16 protein-coding genes are annotated in these 20,476 nt (G+C 61.4%); 15 read left to right on the top strand and 1 reads right to left on the bottom strand.

The genetic code is table 11. The features are described from left to right. The 15 genes from ftsW to ligA all read left to right on the top strand — a co-directional run bounded on the left by ftsW (window position 1) and on the right by ligA (window position 19,443). Complete coding sequence (gene ftsW, locus C0V73_RS21520) at window positions 1-1,155, top strand: putative lipid II flippase FtsW (RefSeq protein WP_102022072.1); 1,155 nt, start codon at window positions 1-3, stop codon at window positions 1,153-1,155. Between the two features lie 6 nt (window positions 1,156-1,161). Then, window positions 1,162-2,283: an undecaprenyldiphospho-muramoylpentapeptide beta-N-acetylglucosaminyltransferase gene (murG, locus tag C0V73_RS21525; protein WP_102022073.1), complete on the top strand. Its 1,122-nt coding sequence runs from the start codon at window positions 1,162-1,164 to the stop codon at window positions 2,281-2,283. Beyond that, complete coding sequence (gene murC, locus C0V73_RS21530) at window positions 2,280-3,692, top strand: UDP-N-acetylmuramate--L-alanine ligase (protein ID WP_102022074.1); 1,413 nt, start codon at window positions 2,280-2,282, stop codon at window positions 3,690-3,692. Before murG ends, murC begins: the two co-directional genes overlap by 4 nt. Further along, complete coding sequence (gene murB / locus C0V73_RS21535; protein ID WP_102022075.1) at window positions 3,693-4,667, top strand: UDP-N-acetylmuramate dehydrogenase; 975 nt, start codon at window positions 3,693-3,695, stop codon at window positions 4,665-4,667. Window positions 4,668-4,738: 71 nt separating this feature from the next. Next, window positions 4,739-5,593, top strand: a complete 855-nt coding sequence (locus C0V73_RS21540) for a GGDEF domain-containing protein (protein ID WP_102022076.1) — start codon at window positions 4,739-4,741, stop codon at window positions 5,591-5,593. 203 nt (window positions 5,594-5,796) lie between these two features. Then, window positions 5,797-6,723, top strand: a complete 927-nt coding sequence (locus C0V73_RS21545) for a D-alanine--D-alanine ligase (protein ID WP_102022077.1) — start codon at window positions 5,797-5,799, stop codon at window positions 6,721-6,723. 11 nt (window positions 6,724-6,734) lie between these two features. Next, window positions 6,735-7,643: a cell division protein FtsQ/DivIB gene (locus C0V73_RS21550; protein ID WP_102022078.1), complete on the top strand. Its 909-nt coding sequence runs from the start codon at window positions 6,735-6,737 to the stop codon at window positions 7,641-7,643. Further along, the gene (gene ftsA, locus C0V73_RS21555) at window positions 7,640-8,971 is read left to right on the top strand and encodes a cell division protein FtsA (protein WP_102022079.1); all 1,332 of its coding nucleotides are present in this window, start codon (window positions 7,640-7,642) and stop codon (window positions 8,969-8,971) included. Before C0V73_RS21550 ends, ftsA begins: the two co-directional genes overlap by 4 nt. A 96-nt stretch (window positions 8,972-9,067) precedes the next feature. Next, window positions 9,068-10,813, top strand: a complete 1,746-nt coding sequence (gene ftsZ / locus C0V73_RS21560) for a cell division protein FtsZ (RefSeq protein WP_102022143.1) — start codon at window positions 9,068-9,070, stop codon at window positions 10,811-10,813. A gap of 262 nt (window positions 10,814-11,075) precedes the next feature. Continuing rightward, on the top strand, window positions 11,076-12,032 hold the full coding sequence (lpxC, locus tag C0V73_RS21565) for a UDP-3-O-acyl-N-acetylglucosamine deacetylase (RefSeq protein ID WP_102022080.1): 957 nt from the start codon (window positions 11,076-11,078) through the stop codon (window positions 12,030-12,032). Window positions 12,033-12,254: 222 nt separating this feature from the next. Next, window positions 12,255-13,121 carry an outer membrane protein assembly factor BamD gene (locus tag C0V73_RS21570; RefSeq protein WP_102022081.1) on the top strand — a complete coding sequence of 289 codons (867 nt, stop codon included), beginning with the start codon at window positions 12,255-12,257 and terminating at the stop codon, window positions 13,119-13,121. Between the two features lie 33 nt (window positions 13,122-13,154). Next, window positions 13,155-14,828 (top strand): DNA repair protein RecN, encoded by a 1,674-nt coding sequence (recN, locus tag C0V73_RS21575; protein ID WP_102022082.1) that lies wholly within the window; start codon window positions 13,155-13,157, stop codon window positions 14,826-14,828. Between the two features lie 58 nt (window positions 14,829-14,886). Beyond that, on the top strand, window positions 14,887-16,335 hold the full coding sequence (locus tag C0V73_RS21580) for a phospholipase D-like domain-containing protein (protein ID WP_102022083.1): 1,449 nt from the start codon (window positions 14,887-14,889) through the stop codon (window positions 16,333-16,335). 75 nt (window positions 16,336-16,410) lie between these two features. After that, window positions 16,411-17,223: an endonuclease/exonuclease/phosphatase family protein gene (locus C0V73_RS21585; protein ID WP_102022084.1), complete on the top strand. Its 813-nt coding sequence runs from the start codon at window positions 16,411-16,413 to the stop codon at window positions 17,221-17,223. Window positions 17,224-17,286: 63 nt separating this feature from the next. After that, window positions 17,287-19,443, top strand: coding sequence for an NAD-dependent DNA ligase LigA (ligA, locus tag C0V73_RS21590; RefSeq protein WP_102022085.1), 2,157 nt, complete (start codon window positions 17,287-17,289; stop codon window positions 19,441-19,443). Window positions 19,444-19,445: 2 nt separating this feature from the next. Here the strand turns inward: ligA and C0V73_RS21595 are convergent, their stop codons facing one another. Continuing rightward, entirely contained in the window at window positions 19,446-20,291 is an 846-nt protein-coding gene (locus tag C0V73_RS21595) for a GGDEF domain-containing protein (protein ID WP_172450261.1), read from the bottom strand. Between the last annotated feature and the right edge of the window lie 185 nt (window positions 20,292-20,476).

A 20,476-nucleotide genomic window follows, 5' to 3' on the forward strand; every position in this document is an offset into this window, starting at 1 on the left:
ATGGTAAGCCGTGTAGAGAGGGGCCCGGTCGCTGACTGGTTCTGGACGATCGACCGTCTGTTCCTGATCACCTTCGTTCTCCTCATGGGGATCGGGCTGATGCTCTCTTTCGCGGCGTCTCCGGCGGTTGCAGAACGTCTCAATCTCGACAGCTTCCATTTCGTCAAGCGTCATGCCTTCTTCATGATGCCGGCTCTCGGCGTGATGATCGGCCTGTCCTTCCTGTCGCCACGCCAGGTCAGGCGCATGGCCATGCTGATCCTGGCGGCCTCGCTGATCATGATGGTGCTGGTTCTGTTCATCGGCCTTGAGGTCAAGGGCGGCCGGCGCTGGCTGTCGATCGGTTCGATGTCGATCCAGCCGTCTGAATTCATGAAGCCTGCCTTCGTCGTGATCTGCGCCTGGTTGTTCGCGGAACATGCGCGGCAGCCGGAAATCCCCGGCAATCTCTTCGCCATCCTGTTGTTCGGTATCGCAGCTGCTCTTCTCATCGCGCAGCCTGACCTTGGGCAGACCATCCTGATCGGCAGCGTGTGGGGCGCCATGTTCTTCATGGCCGGCATGCCGTGGCTCTGGATCGTCGTGCTCGGCGTTCTCGGCGGCGCAGGGTTCTTCGGCGCCTACATGACCCTGCCGCACGTCGCAGGACGAATAGACCGCTTCCTGACCGGGGAGGGCGACACCTTCCAGGTCGACACGGCGCGCGAGGCGATCATTCGTGGCGACTGGTTCGGCCAGGGCCCGGGCGAAGGCATCGTCAAGCGAATCATTCCAGACAGTCATACTGACTTCATCTTCTCGGTCGCGGCGGAAGAGTTCGGCATCGTCTTCTGCATGGTGCTCGTGGCGATCTTCGGCTTTCTTGTTCTTCGGGGCTTGAGCCACGCCTACAAGGAACGCAATGACTTCAACCGTCTTGCCGTGTCCGGTCTGGTCCTGCTTCTCGGCGTGCAGTCGATGATCAATATCGGCGTCAATCTCGAACTGCTGCCGGCCAAGGGCATGACGCTGCCGCTCATCTCTTATGGTGGATCGTCGATGACGGCGATCTGCGTCACCGCCGGCTTCATCCTGGCGCTCACCCGCCGCCGTCCGGAAAAACGCGCGCAGGAGCGCAGCCTGTTCCGCTCGGTTGCGGGCGTACCCGCGGAGTAATTGCGTATGACAAAAGGTATCGTCCTGCTTGCCGCCGGTGGCACCGGCGGACATCTCTTTCCGGCTGAGGCGCTGGCGCACGAGCTGAAATCCCGTGGCTATGGCGTGCATCTGGTGACCGACAGGCGCGCCGAACGTTATGCCGGCAGCTTTCCGGCCGACGAAATCCATACCGTCTCCTCGGCCACGATCGGCTCCAAGAACCCGGTCGCCGTCGTCAAGGCGTTTCTCTCGCTCTGGCGCGGTTATCGCGAGGCGCGGGGCCTTGTGTCGCGCCTGAAGCCGAAGGCCGTGATCGGCTTTGGCGGATATCCGACTGTGCCTCCGCTGTTCGCGGCAGCCGGCCTTGGTGTGCCGACTGCGGTGCACGAGCAGAACGCCGTCATGGGCCGTGCCAACAAGCTTCTTGCGTCGCGGGTGCGGGCAATCGCCGGCGGTTTTCTGTCGCCGGGCGGGGAGCATGCGGCGAAGATGGTTTTGACCGGAAATCCCGTGCGGCCGGCGGTGATTGCCGCTGCAGAACAGCCCTATTCTCCATCCCGCGACAGCGCACCGTTTAACCTTGTTGTCTTTGGTGGAAGCCAGGGGGCGCAGTTCTTCTCCGACGCTATCCCCGGCGCCATCCGGCTGATGCCGGATGCTTTGCGTGCGCGGCTCGTTGTGACGCAACAGGCACGCCCTGAAGACCGTCAGAAGGTTATCGACAGCTATGCGACGCTCGGCATTCGCGCCGATGTCGCGCCGTTCTTTACCGACATGGCCGAACGGCTGGCAGCCGCGCATCTGGTGATCTGCCGCTCCGGTGCATCGACGGTTTCGGAGCTCGCGGTTATCGGTAGGCCGAGCCTGCTCGTGCCCTATCCGCATGCGCTTGACCATGACCAGGCGGCGAATGCTGCGGCGCTCGCCGCTCAGGGTGGTGCGCAGGTCATCCCGCAGGCGCAGCTTTCCACCGACAGGATCGCAAGCCTTCTGACGGAGGCGATGGAGGGGCCTGATCGGCTCGCCATAATGGCAGCTGCTGCGAAAAGCACGGGCAAGCCCGATGCGGCCGGCTTGCTCGCAGACCTCGTAGAGGCTATTGCCGCCGGCAAGGGTATTGCCCAGTCGAAGGGAGCCACACAATGAAAATGCCGAAATCCATTGGCCTCGTCCATTTCATCGGGATCGGTGGCATCGGGATGAGCGGGATCGCAGAGGTGCTGCACAATCTCGGGCACAGGGTGCAAGGGTCGGACCAGGCCGAAAGCGCCAACGTCCAACGCCTGCGTGCCAAGGGTATCGAGGTGTTTGTCGGCCATAAGGCCGAGAACCTGGGTGAGGCCGAGGTCGTCGTCGTTTCGACTGCGATCAAAAAGAGCAATCCGGAGCTGATTGCGGCGCGCGAGAAGCTGCTGCCGATCGTTCGCCGCGCAGAAATGCTGGCTGAGCTGATGCGCTTCCGCAATGCGATCGCCGTTGGCGGCACACATGGCAAGACCACTACGACGTCGATGGTAGCGGCGCTTCTCGATGCTGGCGCTCTCGACCCGACCGTCATCAATGGCGGCATCATCAATGCCTATGGCACCAATGCCCGCATGGGCGAGGGCGAGTGGATGGTGGTCGAGGCTGATGAGTCCGACGGCACCTTCCTGAAGCTTCCCGCCGATGTTGCGATCGTCACCAATATCGATCCCGAGCATCTCGACCACTACGGCACTTTCGACAATGCACGTGCGGCCTTCCGCCAGTTCGTCGAGAATGTGCCGTTCTACGGCTTCGGCGTGATGTGCCTCGACCATCCGGAAGTACAGGCGCTGGTTGGCCGAATCGAGGATCGCAAGGTCATCACCTACGGTGAGAACCCGCAGGCGGATGTGCGCTTCTCGAATGTGCGTCTCGATGGCACGCGTTCGATCTTCGACGTCGAAATCCGCCGTCGCCGCACGGGCCGTGTGTTCAATTTCAAGGATCTGGTCCTGCCCATGCCGGGCCGGCACAACATTTCCAATGCCTGCGCAGCAATCGCTGTCGCCAACCGGCTCGACATTCCGGAAGAGGCGATCCGGAAGGGCCTTGCCGGCTTCGGCGGCGTCAAGCGACGCTTCACGCTGACCGGCGCGTCCAACGGCGTGCAGGTGTTCGACGACTATGGTCACCACCCGGTCGAGATAAAGGCCGTGCTCCGGGCCGCGCGCGAATCTTGCAAGGGGCGGATCATTGCCGTGCATCAGCCGCACCGCTTCAGCCGGCTTGCAAGCCTGTTCGATGACTTTGCCAACTGCTTCAACGATGCCGACACGATCTTCCTGTCGCCGGTTTATGCAGCGGGCGAAGAGCCGATCGAGGGGATCGATTCGGAAACGCTGGTCTCGCGCATCAAATCGGGCGGCCATCGCGACGCGCGATACTTGGCCGCGCCTGAGCAACTGGCCTCGCTCGTCGCGGGCATTGCACAACCGGGTGATTTCGTGGTCCTGTTGGGGGCCGGCAACATCACTCAGTGGGCTGCTGCCCTGCCGACGGAACTAGATGCAATTTCGGGAAAGTCTTGAATGAAACAGGTGGATGGGGAAAAGCTTCTGGCGTCGCTCGGCCCTGGAGTTAACGATCTCAAGGGGCGGCTGACGCCCAATGCGCCGATGGACAGGGTGACCTGGTTCCAGGCCGGCGGCCTCGCCGAACTGATGTTTCAGCCGCATGACGTCGAAGATCTGACCGCGTTCCTCAAGCTTCTGCCCGAAGAGGTGCCGCTAACGGTCGTCGGCGTCGGCTCGAACCTGCTGGTGCGTGACGGCGGGATCCCCGGTGTGGTGATCCGTCTCTCTGCCAAGGGCTTCGGCCAGGTCGAGCTCGCGGGCGAGAACCGCATCCGTGCCGGAGCGATCTGCCCCGACAAGCACATTGCCGCCATGGCAATGGACAACAATATCGGCGGTTTCCACTTCTACTACGGCATTCCCGGTTCGATCGGTGGCGCGATCCGCATGAATGCGGGCGCCAATGGCGGCGACACCGCCGGCCGGTTGGTCGAGGTCGAGGCCGTCGATCGCAAGGGCAATGTTCATGTCCTGTCGAATGCCGACATGGGCTATAGCTACCGCCATTCGGCAGCGTCCGAAGGCCTGATCTTTACCAGCGCTATCTTTGAGGGCTATCCGGAAGAGAAGGCCAAGATCCGCGCGGATATGGATGCTGTGCGCCACCATCGCGAAACGGTGCAGCCGGTCAAGGAAAAGACCGGCGGCTCGACGTTCAAGAACCCTGAGGGCCATTCGGCCTGGGAGCTGATCGATGAGGCCGGTTGCCGCGGTCTGATGATTGGCGGGGCACAGATGTCGTCGCTCCACTGCAACTTCATGATCAATGTCGGCCATGCGACCGGCTACGATCTCGAATATCTTGGCGAGACCGTTCGCCAGCGGGTTTTCGAGACCTCCGGCATCAAGCTCGAATGGGAAATCAAGCGCCTCGGCATTTTCATGCCCGGTCGTGAAGTGAAGCCATTCATGGGTGTCGTTGCGGTGTGATGGCCGTCACGCCGGATCCCACGAAGTTTTAACTTCGCTCAATTAGGCTCCCCAGGGGTATGGGGAGTGCTATGTTCGATCTGGTCCATGTATGGGTGATCCGACAGTTGACGTTGGGCGAGTTTTCGTCCCGGCGTGCTGTGGTATCAAAGGCTGCCTTCATGGCGGCGAAGATCGCCATCTTTGCCTATCTCCTCAATATCGTCGGACATCTGATCCTGGTGGCGCTCGGGCTTCTTCCGTATCCGCTCGGGGCCGCACTTGTCGTTGCCACCATGCTCACGCCACCGGTATCCTTCGTGGTGGCCATGATCGCCTATTCTGTCGTCGGGCTTGCGGTCTACGATCTCGGGATGTCACGGCAGCGTTTCGAAATGCTCAGCCGAACGGACATGCTGTCGGGCCTGATGAACCGCCGCGCCTTCCTCGACACTTTCGAGCGCACGCGAGGGGATGTTGCGCTGATCCTGCTCGATATCGATCGCTTCAAATCAATCAACGACACGCTGGGTCATAAGGCCGGGGATGATGTGATCGTCCGCGTTGCCCAATGCCTGACGGACCTGCTGGGTGAGGGGGCGACCGTCGCCCGCATCGGCGGCGAGGAATTTGCCGTGCTTCTGGTGGGCCCACGCAACGACGAAGCGCTCGAGGTTGCCAAGTCGATCTGCCGTTCCGTTGAGGCCATGGGCTTCGAAGTGGCCGGACTTCCGGTGTCCGTCACCATCTCCGGCGGCGTGTCTGCCGGCGTCTCTGAACTGGGTTTCAGCGAGCTTTTCTCCGCAGCCGACCGTGCACTCTATTTGGCCAAAGCCAGTGGCCGGAATCGAATCGTGCATGCCAGAGAGCTGGCTGAAACGGCTTTGGACCCGTCGCAACGTGCCGAGATGCAGCTGGAACCTGTGGCGCAGCGCAAGACGGCTTGACGGTATTAAAGTCGTTATTATCGCATTAAAATCATGATCTTGAATAATTAGATTAACCTCACGGATGAGCGTGTGGGCGCCCGGCTGAGTGTCGGAAGTTAACGAAAGTAAACGCTTCATTAACCTTAATGTTGTTGAACTGAGCCTACGGAGCCGTCCAATCGATGCGGCTACCGGTTGGTTTGGAATTTTGCGAGGCGTTTATGAGTGGCAAGCATGTCGCGGTTTTGATGGGTGGATTGTCCTCCGAGCGGCCTGTGAGCTTGTCGTCGGGTAACGCCTGTGCCTCTGCCCTCGAGGGTGAGGGTTTCAAGGTGACGCGGGTGGATGTCGGTCGTGATATCGGCCGTGTCCTCGAGGATCTGAAGCCTGACGTCGCCTTCAATGCTCTGCATGGGCCGTTCGGTGAGGACGGCACGATCCAGGGCGTGCTTGAATACCTCGAGATCCCCTATACGCATTCCGGCGTTCTTGCTTCGGCTCTCGCCATGGACAAGAAGCAGGCGAAGATCGTTGCGGCCCAGGCTGGCATTCCTGTCGCTGAGGCCATGGTGATCAACCGTTTCGACATCGGCAATAGCCATCCGATGGCGCCGCCTTACGTGGTCAAGCCGGTCCGCGAGGGCTCCAGTTTCGGCGTTGTCATCGTGCGCGAAGACATGGCGCATCCGCCACAGATCCTGACCTCCAGCGAATGGCGCTACGGCGATGTTGTGATGGTCGAGCGCTATGTGGCGGGTCGCGAGCTGACCTGTGGCGTGATGGACGGGAAGGTGCTTGGCGTGACCGAGATCGTGCCGCTCGGCCACAGCTTCTACGATTACGACTCCAAGTATGCTGCCGGTGGCTCTCAGCACGTTCTTCCTGCGGAAATTTCACCGAAAATTTACCAAAAAATACAATCATTGGCGCTCAAGGCACACCAGGCGCTCGGGTGTCGCGGAGTGAGTCGGTCCGACTTCCGCTACGACGATCGTCTCTCCGAAGATGGTGATCTGATTTGGCTGGAGCTCAACAACCAGCCGGGCATGACCCCTACCTCGTTGCTGCCGGAAATGGCTGCCCATGCGGGCTATAGCTTTGGTGAGTTCGTTCGTTGGATGGTGGAGGACGCTTCTTGTTCTCGTTGAGCGGTAACAAAATGGCTGAGGTTTCCGGAGTGTATCCGGCTGCGCCGCTCGCCTCCCAGGAGGCCAAGGTGCTTCCGCGTCCGCTGCGTCGCGTCGTTCGTTTCGTCATCAGCCTGTGCTCGGGGCGCATCGTTCTGCCTCGCCATCTCGGCAAGTTCAGCCTGGCGGCCTTCTACGGCGCCGTATCGCTGCATGGTGTCGTAGTTGGTGGTCATGGTCCTGTCGTTATGCAGGCGGTGACGTCCAAGGCCGGCTTTGCCGTCGAGGATGTCCGCGTCTCCGGCAATCAGCATACGTCCGAAATTGATATCCTGCAGCTGCTCGGCCTTGACGGTTCGACGAGCCTGCTGGGCCTTGACATTGCGGCTGCCCGCAAGTCGCTGTCCGAGCTCCCCTGGGTCGAATCGGCTGAGGTTCGCAAGGTTTATCCGTCCACCGTCGAAGTAACGCTGCGCGAGCGCCAGGCCTATGCGATCTGGCAGCATGGCAGCGATCTCTCGCTCATCGAGCGTTCGGGTTCGGTGATTGCGCCGCTGCGCGATAACAAGTTTGCCTCGCTGCCGCTCTTCGTAGGTCGAGATGCCGAGACGGCAGCGGCCTCCATCGATGAAGAATTCTCCAAGTGGCCGTCGATCGCTTCGCGAGTGAAGGCTTTCGTTCGGGTTGGCGGTCGTCGTTGGGATGTTCATCTCAACAACGGTATCGTCGTGCGCCTGCCGGAAGAGAACGTCGCTGGCGCGCTTGCCCTGCTCAACCGTTTCGACGTCGAGCAGCAGGTTCTATCTCGCGATGTGGCGCTTATCGATATGCGCCTTCCCGACCGGGTTGCCGTGCGCCTCACGCCCGGTGCACAGGGGCGCCGCACGGCGGCGCTTGAAGAGCGTCGCAAAGCCCTCAAGAAGCTGGAGCAGAAGATATGAGCATCTTTGGCGGCTCCTCCTTCGGCCTTCCGCGCACCCGGCCGCTGTCTTCCAAGCGGGCTCATGTCGTTTCGGTTCTCGATATCGGTACGACAAAGGTCGTCTGCATTATCGCTCGCCTGACGCCGCGCCGCGAATCCGCCGTCCTGCCGGGCCGCACGCATAATGTCGAGGTGATCGGTCTCGGGCACCAGCGTTCGCATGGCATCAAGTCCGGCGTGATCGCCGATCTCGACGCAGTAGAAAACGTTGTGCGCCTTGCCGTCGACGCGGCTGAGCGCATGGCCGGCCTTACGGTCGAAAGCCTGATCGTCAACGTCTCTGCCGGTCGCATCGGTTCTGATGTCTACACCGCGACCATCGATCTCGGTGGCCAGGAAGTTGAGGCCGGTGACCTGCGCAAGGTGCTGATCGCTGCTGGTCAGCAGTCTCAGGGCAATGACCGCGCCGTGCTGCACTCGCTTCCGACAGGCTTTTCGCTTGACGGAGAGCGGGGAATCCGCGATCCCCTTGGAATGTATGGCGATGTTCTCGGCGTCGACATGCACGTGGTCACGGCCGAACGGGCAGCGCTTCGCAATCTGGAGCTCTGCATCAACCGCGCCCATCTGACCGTCGAGGGAGTGGTTGCCACGCCTTATGCCAGCGGCCTTGCAGCTCTGGTCGACGACGAGGTGGAGCTGGGTTGCGCGGCGATCGACATGGGCGGTGGCATGACCACCATCTCTGTCTTCGCTGAAGGCAAGCTGATCCATACGGACGCCATCGGGATCGGCGGTCACCATGTGACGACCGATCTGGCGCGCGGGCTTTCCACCCGTATCGAGGATGCAGAACGTCTGAAGGTCGTTCACGGTTCGGCTGTCGCCAACGGCGCCGACGATCGCGAAGTCGTATCCGTTCCGCCGATCGGCGAGGACGATCGCGACCAGCCGACCCAGGTGTCGAAGGCGCTTCTGACCCGGATCATCAGCGCGCGTATCGAGGAAACCCTCGAGATGCTGCGCGACCGGATCCAGAAGTCGGGCTTCTCGCCGGTGGTCGGAAAACGCGTCGTTTTGACGGGTGGCGCCTGCCAGCTCACCGGCATGCCGGAAGCGGCCCGCCGTATTCTGGCCCGGAACGTGCGTATCGGTCGTCCGATGGGTGTGTCGGGTCTGCCGGCAGCGGCCAAGGGACCGGCCTTTTCGACGGCCGTCGGCCTGACAATCTATCCGCAGATGGCGGATCAGGAAACACATGCCGGGCAGGGCGGGTTGTTCTCGCCCTTCGGCAACGGAAACAGCCGGTTCGCCCGTATGGGCCAGTGGCTGAAAGAGAGTTTTTGAGTTCACCCGGCTGGGCGCAAGGTTCGGCCAAGGGAAATCTGTTGAAATGACATGGCCGGCTTGGCGATGCGGCCGGAAAAAGAAGGAACGGGTACCATGACCATCAAGTTGCAGAAGCCAGATATCACTGAGCTGAAGCCACGCATCACCGTTTTCGGTGTCGGTGGCGGCGGCGGCAATGCCGTCAACAACATGATCACCGCTGGTCTGCAAGGCGTCGATTTCGTCGTTGCCAACACGGATGCCCAGGCGCTGACCATGACCAAGGCCGAGCGCATCATCCAGCTCGGCGTCAACGTCACCGAAGGCCTCGGCGCCGGTTCGCAGCCGGAAGTCGGTCGCGCTGCCGCGGAAGAGTGCATCGATGAGATCATCGATCACCTGAACGGTACCCACATGTGCTTCGTCACCGCCGGCATGGGTGGTGGTACCGGTACCGGTGCTGCTCCTGTCGTCGCCCAGGCCGCTCGCAACAAGGGCATCCTGACCGTCGGCGTCGTGACCAAGCCGTTCCACTTCGAAGGTGCTCGCCGCATGCGGCTTGCCGAATCCGGTATCGAAGAACTGCAGAAGTCGGTCGATACGCTGATCGTCATCCCGAACCAGAACCTCTTCCGCATCGCCAACGATCGCACCACCTTCGCCGACGCATTCGCAATGGCTGACCAGGTTCTGTATTCGGGCGTTGCCTGCATCACCGACCTGATGGTCAAGGAAGGCCTGATCAACCTCGACTTCGCGGACGTTCGCTCCGTGATGCGCGAAATGGGCCGTGCGATGATGGGCACCGGCGAAGCATCCGGCGAAGGCCGTGCGATGCAGGCTGCCGAAGCTGCCATCGCCAACCCGCTGCTCGACGAAACCTCGATGAAGGGCGCCCAAGGCCTGCTGATCTCGATCACCGGCGGCCGTGACCTCACGCTGTTCGAAGTCGACGAAGCCGCAACCCGCATCCGCGAAGAAGTCGATCCGGACGCAAACATCATCCTCGGCGCTACCTTCGACGAAGCGCTCGAAGGCATCATTCGCGTCTCCGTCGTTGCTACCGGCATCGACCGTGCGGCTCTCGCATCCAAGGGCTTCGAGGCCGCTCCGCTGGCAAAGCCCGCTATGCGTTCCTCCGCGGCCGTTGCTCCGGCACCGGCCGCATATCAGCCTGCAATGACGCAGGCCCCCAAGCCGACCATGGATCCGGTCGCAGACACCATTCGTTCGGCTGAAGCTGCCATGGAACGCGAACTCGAAATCGCCGTTGCCCGTCAGCCCCTGAGCCAGCCGCAGCCTGCTCCGCAGCAGGAATTCCGTCCGGCAAGCCGCCTGTTTGCTTCGCCGGCTCCGGAAGCTGCTCCCGCTCCGCAGATGATGCAGCCGGTTGCTCCGGCCCCGGTCATGAGCCAGCCGGCTCCGGTCATGCAGCAGCCTGCCCCCGTCATGCAGGCGCCCATTGCACCGGCACCGATGGCAGCTGAACCCCGCATGGCCGCCGAACCGGTCCGCATGCCGAAGGTCGAGGACTTCCCGCCGGTGCTTCGCGCCGAAATCGATCACCGCGCCCAGCCTGCAGCTCCGGCTGCCCAGGACGAGCGCGGCCCGATGGGCCTCCTGAAGCGCATCACCAACTCGCTCGGCCGTCAGGCTGAAGACGAGCAGGTTATGGGTGACATGACCGGTTCCGCACCGGCCGCCGCCTCGCAGCAGCGCCGTCCGCTCTCTGCAGAAGCCAGCCTCTACGCTCCGCGTCGCGGCCAGCTGGACGACCACGGTCGTGCAACGCCGGCTCGCGCCACCAGCGAAGATGATCAGCTCGAGATCCCGGCCTTTCTTCGTCGCCAGACGAGCTAAGTGCCAGGCCAGATTGATTGAAGAAACCCGGGCCGAGAGGCTCGGGTTTCTTGCGTTTCATGGCTTGTTCCAGAACGTAGATTTGTTGATGTTAATCAATGGCCTGGCTTCGTTACAAAGCGAAAGAATCAGTGATTTGGCTGGAGGGGCGGGGCCACGTATGTATGTGATCGAAAGAGGACTCGATGTGAGTCTTTGACACGCGTTTGCGACGGGAAGTTCAAGATCCACCGCCTCGTTGCTTCACTTTAAGGCTATCGGAATGGCAATTGCTTTGCTCGGATTTCAAACCACGATCGCAGCGCCGCTTACGCTGACTGGGATTGGGGTTCATTCCGGACGAGAGGTTACGATCACTTTCCAGCCGGCAGAAGCCGGGACAGGAGTGGTTTTCCAACGTCAGCACGATGACGGTTCCACGAGCGAATATCGGGCCGTCTCGGCGCATGTCGGCAATACTGATCTCTGCACCGTACTCGGGACCAACCCGGCCCGCTCGATTGCGACCATCGAACATGTCATGGCGGCCATCTATGCGCTGGGCCTCGACAATCTGATTGTCGAAGTCGACGGTGCGGAAATGCCGATCATGGATGGCAGCTCCGAAGTCTTCATCGATGCCATCGAGCAGGTGGGCATCACCAATCTCGGCGTCAAGCGCCGCTATATCCGCGTCATCAAGCCGGTCCGCATCGAATCGGGTGCATCCTGGTCTGAATTTCGCCCCTATGACGGCACGCGCTTCGAGGTCGAAATCGATTTCGACAGCAAGATGATCGGTCGGCAGAAGTGGGAAGGCGATCTGACGGCTGAAACCTTCAAGAATGAGCTGTCGCGCGCCCGCACCTTTGGCTTCATGCGCGATGTCGAGCGTCTTTGGGCTGCCGGTTTCGCACTTGGCTCTTCGCTCGAAAACTCCGTCGTCATCTCCGACGATGACACCGTGATCAATGTCGAAGGCCTGCGCTACGAGAAGGACGAATTCGTCCGTCACAAGACGCTGGATGCCGTTGGCGACCTCGCGCTTGCCGGTGCGCAGTTCATCGGCTGCTATCGCTCCTATCGCGGTGGCCACAAGATGAATGCCAATGCATTGAAGGCGTTGCTCAGCGACCCAACGGCCTATGAGGTTGTCGAAGCGCCGAGCCGCAGCCACCAGGTTCGTGCCCGCGAATTCGTTCCGGTCCAGGTGCCTGAATTCGCACCCTGGTCTGCCTGAGCAGAAAACGGTCAAGTTACAGATCGAGCGCCGGCTTCCTCAAGGGAGGCCGGCGTTTTTGCTGGGCGACAGAAGATGCTGAATGAACGGCACTTTCTGGACGTCTCGCCACAAAAATGCGTTAAAGTCACATCACTGCGTTGCCCTAGTGCCGCTTTTGTGGCTAGAAACGCCAGTTGAAGGCGACGGTTTTCAAGCGGCGCTGCAATCGGGATCTTTCGAATGAATCAAGTGGGATCGGTCGTTGTGAAGAAAGCCGCGCGTATTGCAGGCCTGAGCGTGATGTTGTCCGTCGGCGTGGTGCTTGCCGGTTGCCAATCGGATCCCGATATCGACATCAGCAAGCTTGCTGCCGAGACTGAGCCGCCGGAAGTGCTCTACAATCAGGGCCTCGCCAACATCAAGGCCGGGAATATGGGCGAAGCATCGCGGAAGTTCGATGCCGTCGATGCGCAGCATCCCTTCTCCGAGTGGTCGCGCAAGGCGCTCGTCATGAGCACCTTCACGAAATATCGTCTTGGCCGCTATGCCGACGCGATTTCTACCGGCAACCGCTACATGAGCCTCTATCCGAAGTCCGAGGATGCGGCCTATGCGCAGTATCTGGTCGGCCTGTCGTATTGGAAGCAGATCTCCAACGTCACGCAGGATCAGCGCAACTCGGTCAAGACGATCGAGGCGATGGAACGCGTGGTCAACGAATTCCCTGATTCGGAATATGTCGACGACGCGCAGGCGAAGATCCGTTTTGCGCGTGACCAGCTCGCCGGCAAGGAAATGCAGGTCGGTCGTTACTATCTGGAGCGTAAGGAATACCTCGCCGCCGTGTCGCGCTTCCGCGTCGTGGTCGAGCAGTATCCGAACACCAACCAGATCGAAGAGGCGCTCGCGCGTCTGGTCGAGGCCTATTTCGCTATGGGCGTCGTCTCCGAGGCACAGGCAGCCGCAGCCGTTCTCGGTCATAACTATCCGGACAGCCAGTGGTATGCCGATAGTTACGCGCTGCTGCAGCGGGGCGGGGTAGAGCCGCGCGAAAACACCGGATCGTGGATCACCCGCGCCGGTCGCAGGCTCCTGATCGGGACCTGACGGTCTCTTTTGACGAAGTGAGAATCTGAGCCCATGCTGGTCCAGCTGTCGATCCGAGATATCGTTCTGATCGAGCGGCTGGATCTTGCGTTCGAGACCGGCCTTTCCGTGCTGACCGGTGAAACGGGTGCGGGCAAATCCATTCTGCTTGATAGTCTTTCGCTCGCGCTCGGTGGGCGTGGCGATGGTTCTCTCGTGCGCCACGGCGAAGACAAGGGGCAGGTGACGGCAGTCTTTGATGTCGGCAATAGCCATGCCGCCAGAACGCTGCTGAAGGGCAATGGCGTTGACGACGATGGCGACCTGATCTTCCGCCGCGTTCAGTCTGCCGACGGCCGCACCCGTGCCTATATCAACGACCAGCCCGTCAGCGTGCAGTTGATGCGCCAGGTCGGACAATTGCTGGTCGAAATCCATGGCCAGCACGATGATCGGGCGCTGATCGATACCAATGCCCACCGGATGTTGCTCGACGCCTTTGCGGGGCTCACCGATGAAGCCGTCAATCTCGGCGAAAGCTATCGCCGCTGGCGTGATGCCGAGCGTTCGTTCAAGACCCACAAGGCGAAGGTCGAGGCTGCCGCGCGCGAGGCTGATTATCTGCGCGCCTCCGTCGAGGAGCTCGAAACGCTGTCACCTCTCGATGGCGAAGAGGACGATCTTGCCGAGCGGCGCTCTGCCATGCAGAAATCCGAGCGGATCGCGGGCGATATCGCCGAGGCCTCTGAATTCCTGAATGGCAATGCGTCGCCAGTGCCACATATCGCGTCGCTGATGCGCCGACTGGAGCGCAAGAGCCAGGAAGCTCCGGGACTGCTCGAAGAGACCGTGCAACTGCTTGGCACGGCACTGGACACGCTGTCCGCCGCCCAGATGGAAGTCGAGGCGGCGCTGCGCCGCACGGAATTCGATCCGCGTGAACTGGAGCGCGTTGAAGAGCGGCTCTTCGCGCTGAGGGCCGCCGGGCGCAAGTATTCCGTCGCGGTTGCTGACCTTCCGGCGCTTGCGGAAAAGATGGTCGCGGATCTCGCCGACCTCGATGCCGGGGAAGAGCGCCTCGGCCAGCTCGAAGCCGCAGTCCACGAGACAAAAACGCATTACGATCACCTGGCGCAGCAGCTTTCGGCAAAGCGCCAGAATGCCGCCCAGGCCCTGGCGGACGCGGTCATGCAGGAATTGCCGGCGCTGAAGCTCGAGCGTGCCCGCTTCATGGTGGAAGTGGCGGCCGAGCCTGACAATGCCACGGCCGACGGGATAGACACGGTCGAATTCCATGTGCAGACGAACCCCGGAACGCGTCCCGGACCGATCATGAAGGTTGCCTCGGGCGGTGAACTCTCGCGTTTCCTGCTGGCGCTCAAGGTGGCACTTGCCGATCGTGGATCTGCACCAACCCTCGTCTTCGACGAAATCGACACCGGCGTCGGTGGCGCGGTTGCCGATGCTATTGGTCAGCGGCTAAAGCGTCTTTCTGCCAAGGTGCAGGTGCTGTCCGTCACCCATGCGCCGCAGGTCGCGGCACGGGCCTCGACTCATTTCCTGATCTCCAAGGGGCCGACCGGAGATGCGGGTGACAAGATTGCCACGCGGGTGGCCATCATGGAGCCGGAGCATCGCAAGGAAGAGATCGCCCGCATGCTGGCTGGTGCATCCGTAACCGACGAAGCGCGTGCGGCCGCTGCAAAGCTCCTGGCGGCCGGGGAGTGATCTCCATCCGCACGCTGTCCGTTGCGCTCCTTACCAAAACCTGTTTCGCTGATCTGCCATGCTTGAAGTGATCCAGATCTACTGGGCCGAGACCCTTGCCGTGCTCTCTGTCGTGTTCGGCACGGTCGCTGCGACCCATGCGGCGATGACCAAACGCGAGGTTCGCTCGGCGCTCGGCTGGGTGGGGGTGATCATCCTCTCGCCGCTCGTAGGCGCCATGATTTATGCGGTCGCCGGCATCAACCGAATCCGCCGCGCGACGCTTATCTCCCGACGTGCGCTCGAACTCGACGAGATCTGGCGCAGTCTGTCTCTCTACGCCATCAGCCGCGAGACGGTCGCCACACAGTTCGGACCCCGCTTCGGGCAGATGAAGTTGCTCGGCGACAAGGTCAGCCGCCATCCGCTGTCATCGGGCAACCTCATCACCATGCTGACGACCGGCGAGGAGACCTTCGATGCGATGTGCGAGGCAATCGAGGCCGCACAGTTCAGCATCATCCTCGAAACCTATATCTTCGATCGCGATGTCGTCGGCCGGCGCGTGGCCGACTGCCTGATCGCCGCGCACAAGCGCGGTGTCGCCGTTCGCGTCATCGTCGATGCCGTCGGCGCACGCTACAGCGTTCCCAGCATCATTGGCTATCTCGAAGAGGGTGGCGTTCCGGTTGCTGTTTTCAACGGGCAGGTCATCATGGGGCTGCGGCTCCCTTATGCCAATCTGCGCACACACCGGAAAATTCTGGTGGTGGACGGTGAGACTGCCTTTGTCGGGGGCATGAATATCCGCGCGGGCTTTGTCGGGGCGGATAGCGCGCGCGACACCCATTTTCGCGTGACCGGACCTGTGGTGGCTGACATCCTCGCGGTTGCTGCCGAGGACTGGCACTTCGAGACCGGCGAGGTGCTGCTTGGGCCGGAATGGCGCGTGCGGCTCGACGATGCGCTGCCTGGGGCAGGGACCGCGATCCGGGCAGTGGTCTCAGGGCCGGATACCCATATCGAGACGAATCACCGGCTTCTGCTCGGTGCATTTTCCGTCGCCGAACGGTCGATCCGGATCGTCTCGCCCTATTTCCTGCCGGATACGACCTTTATAGCCGCGTTGAACACGGCTGCACGCCGCGGCGTGCAGGTCGATGTGATCGTGCCGTCGCAGAACAATCTCGCGATCGTCGCACGGGCGATGATGGGTCAGTTCGACCAGATCCTGCGTGATGGCTGCCGTGTCCATCTGTCGAGCGGCCATTTCGATCATTCGAAGCTGATGGTCATAGACCGGCAGTGGTGTTTCATCGGATCGTCCAATCTCGATTCGCGTTCGCTGCGACTGAATTTCGAGATCGATCTCGAAGTCTATGACCGAGTTCTTGCCGAGCAAATTGAAGACGGGATCGACGAGAGACTGGCAACGGCAGAACAGGTCACGCTTGAAGGCCTGCGAGCGCGTTCTCTGCCGAACCGGATGATCGACCGTTTGTTCTGGCTCGGATCGCCCTATCTTTGACATAGCGCAGCTGCTCATGGCTGTGATGGCCATGAGCGGTCAATGCCTCGAGAGACGACGGATGCCCCTGGTGTGATGAAGAAAACCAAGCCCAGCCTCGCCCGCACGATGGTGACCTCGCTGCGCAATCGCAAATGGCGTCCGGGCGAGCGGCAGGTCTCGGATACGCCTGACGGTGTCATGACGGTCGCCTCCTACAATGTCCACAAATGTGTGGGGACCGACGGGCGCTTCGATCCGGAGCGGATCATCGATGTCATCCACGAAATTCGCCCCGATGTAATTGCCTTGCAAGAGGCGGATCAGCGCTTCGGCGAGCGCTCCGGTCTGCTCGATCTCAACCGGCTGCGGCTCGAAACCGGATTGCTTCCGGTCCCTGTGGTTGCCGGTCCGAAGTCGCATGGCTGGCGCGGCAATGTCTTGTTATTTCGCGAGGGGATCGTCCGGGATGTGCATCAGGTGGCTCTGCCCGGGCTTGAGCCTCGGGGCGCGCTGGTGGCCGAGATCGACCTTGAGGGAAAGGCTGGACTGCGGGTCATCGCTGCCCATCTCGGGCTGTTGCGCTGGGCAAGGCGCCAGCAGGCTGACGTTATCCTCGATCTGCTGCAGAGCCGCGATGAGCGCCCGACGCTCTTGATGGGCGACTTCAACGAATGGCGGCTCGGGCCAGGGTCGGCGCTCACGCGGCTGGAGCCGGTGTTCGGGCCATTGCCGCCAGCGATCCCCAGCTTTCCCGCGCGTTTGCCGGTGCTCTCACTCGATCGGATCATGGCAAACCGGGCCGGGTTGATCGCCGATCTGACTGTGCATGACACGCCGCTTGCTAGGCTTGCGTCAGACCATCTGCCGCTCACGGCGCGGCTTGATCTCAGCAAGGTGGAGGACTGAGGTCCGGGCCTTTTCATTCGCCGATTTTCCGCTAAACCCGACTGGAGATTTCCGGAGGTTGCCATGGCCGTTGACACCATTCCCGTCGAAACCCTGACCGAGGAGCAGGCGAAGGCCGAGCTGCAGCGTCTGGCGGACGAGATCGCCCATCACGACGCGCTTTATCATGGCAAGGACAAGCCCGAGATCTCGGACGCGGATTACGACGCGCTGAAGCGGCGCAATGATGCGATCGAGGCGCAGTTTCCGCAGCTGGTGCGCACCGACAGCCCCTCGCAACGGGTGGGGGCTGCCCCTGCCGGCATCTTTGCCCAGGTCGTGCATGCGCGGCCGATGCTGTCTCTCGATAACACGTTTTCCGATGAGGACGTGCAGGACTTTGTCTCGTCGGTCTATCGCTTCCTCGGGCAGATGCCGGACAATTCGATCGCCTTCACCGCCGAGCCGAAGATCGACGGTCTCTCGATGTCGCTGCGCTACGAGAACCGCAAGCTGGTGACGGCTGCTACCCGGGGCGATGGCACGACCGGCGAAAACGTGACGGCGAACATCCTGACGATCAAGGAAATCCCGACCGAGCTTCCCGCCGATGCGCCCGATATCGTCGAGGTGCGCGGTGAAGTCTATATGGCGAAATCCGACTTCCTGGCGCTCAATGCGCAGATGGAGGCCGAGGGCAAGCAGACCTATGTCAATCCGCGCAACACGGCTTCCGGCTCGCTGCGCCAGCTCGATCCGAAGGTGACGGCGAACCGCAAGCTGCGCTTCTTTGCCTATGCCTGGGGTGAGATGAGCGAGATGCCGGCCGAGACGCAATGGGACATGGTGCAGGTCTTTGGGCGCTGGGGCTTCCCGATCAATCCGCTGACGCGGCGGTTGAGTTCCGTTGCCGATATTATCGCTCACTACAGCGATATCGGGCTGCAGCGGCCTGATCTGGACTATGACATCGATGGTGTCGTCTACAAGGTGGACCGTCTCGACCTGCAGGCGCGCCTGGGCTTCCGGTCTCGTTCGCCGCGCTGGGCGACCGCTCACAAGTTTCCGGCCGAGCAGGCTTTCACGACGGTCGAGGCAATCGACATCCAGGTCGGTCGGACCGGTGCACTCACGCCCGTTGCGCGGCTGACACCGATCACGGTCGGCGGCGTGGTGGTCACCAACGCGACGCTGCACAACGAGGATTATATCAAGGGCATCGGCAATTCCGGCGATCGAATCCGGCCGGAAGAACATGACATCCGCATCGGCGACACCGTGATCGTCCAGCGGGCCGGCGACGTCATTCCGCAGGTCCTCGACGTGGTTCTGGAAAAGCGTGAAGCAGGTCAGACGCCTTACGTGTTTCCGAAGACCTGCCCGGTCTGTGGCAGCCATGCGGTGCGCGAGAAGAACGAGAAGACGGGCAAGCTCGATTCCGTCACCCGTTGCACCGGCGGCTTCGTCTGCCGGGCCCAGGCCGTCGAGCACATCAAGCATTTCGTTTCGCGCAACGCCTTCGATATCGAAGGGCTCGGCACCAAGCAGGTCGACTTCTTCTTCGAAAGCGAGGATCCGGCGCTGATGATCCGAACGGCGCCTGACATCTTCACCATGAAGGCGCGCCAGGACCAGTCGCTGACCAAGCTCGAGAATATAGAAGGCTTCGGTCGGGTCAGTGTGCGCAAGCTCTTCGAGGCGATCGATGCACGGCGCGAGATCGCGCTCAACCGCTTCATCTTCGCGCTCGGCATCCGTCATGTCGGCGAGACCACGGCGAAGCTCCTAGCGCGCTCCTATGGCAGCTACGCGGCCTTTGCGGAGGCCATGCAGGCGGCTGGACCAAAGTTTGGCGACGCCTGGAACGAATTGAACAGCATTGATGGGATCGGCGAGGTCGTCGCCGCTTCGATCGTCGAGTTTTTCAAGGAGCCGCGCAATCTTGAGGTCGTTCAGCGTCTCCTGAGCGAAGTCACGCCTCTCGATGCGGAGGCGGCCGTTGTCAGCGATAGTCCCGTTGCTGGCAAAACGGTTGTCTTCACCGGTTCCCTCGAACGCTTCACGCGCGATGAGGCCAAGGCACGGGCCGAGGGCCTGGGCGCGAAGGTCGCCGGGTCCGTATCGAAGAAAACCGATTACGTCGTGGCCGGCCCCGGCGCAGGCTCCAAGCTCGACAAGGCGCGTGAGCTCGGTGTCGAAGTCATGACGGAAGACGAGTGGTTGGCCCTGATCGGGGGCTGAGATCAAGCCGCGCTGATGGCCGCGTCCGTCAGCGTGAGGCTTGGTGTATCCGCTTGCGGGCTGCGCGACATGTCCCGCTCCAGCACGATACGATTGCGTCCTGAGGTTTTGGCCGCATAAAGCGCGCGGTCGGCAGCGGCGTAGACCGCGGAGAAATCCCGCAGGGGCGTGATGTCGGCGAGGCCGCCGGATACGGTGACGGCGATCGTCTGGTGGAAGGCATCGATCAGCCGATTGGCGATCGAACGGCGCAGGCGTTCCGTCATGGCGACCACTTCGGCAAACTCCGCATCCTGGAAGAGAATGGCGAATTCCTCGCCTCCGATGCGGGCTACGAGGTTGGTCGGCCCGACGATCTCGGTCAGCGTGTTTGCGACGGAGACGATGACGTCATCTCCGGCCAGATGGCCGTAACGGTCGTTGATCTGCTTGAAGCGATCGATATCGAGAATGAGCAGGTAGCCACGTTCGACCTGCGAGAGGTCCTCGATGAAGGCCCGGCGGTTCAGCAGCCCCGACAGCATGTCGGTCCGGCTCATCTGGCGGAACTCTAGCCGCGTGCGGGCGAGGTGAATGACAGCGTAGCCCATGTAGAGGCAGCACAGCATCGTCAGTACAAAGGCGACGATGACCGCGATGCCGCAGCCTATCGCGATGTCACGAACAAGGGGATTGAGAAGAACATCGAAGGCGTGCAGGACGATCAGCAGCCCGGCGACCATGACGCAGGCAATGATGGAGTTGCGGATTGACAGTCGAGTGGCGAAACGGAGCACAGTGTCCCAGTTATCGAACTCTGTCAGTCCAATATCGCGGATAACCCACGCCTCGATCTGTTTCTTCAACATCAGTTTTGACCACACAATAAGACTTGAAACGACAAATTGTAGCGCAGCATGGAAGACTATGCCGACTGCTGTCATGAATATGTATGGCCCCGTGCCCCGCGGCCGATTTACGTCAAGGTGACGAATGCAACCTGAGCAGTAAAGCGCTCATTTGCATTTCTATTAGTCTTAGTCCCTTAAAAATT

Source organism: Rhizobium sp. TH135, assembly GCF_002855515.1.
In the GTDB taxonomy this organism is placed as follows: Bacteria; Pseudomonadota; Alphaproteobacteria; order Rhizobiales; family Rhizobiaceae; genus Allorhizobium.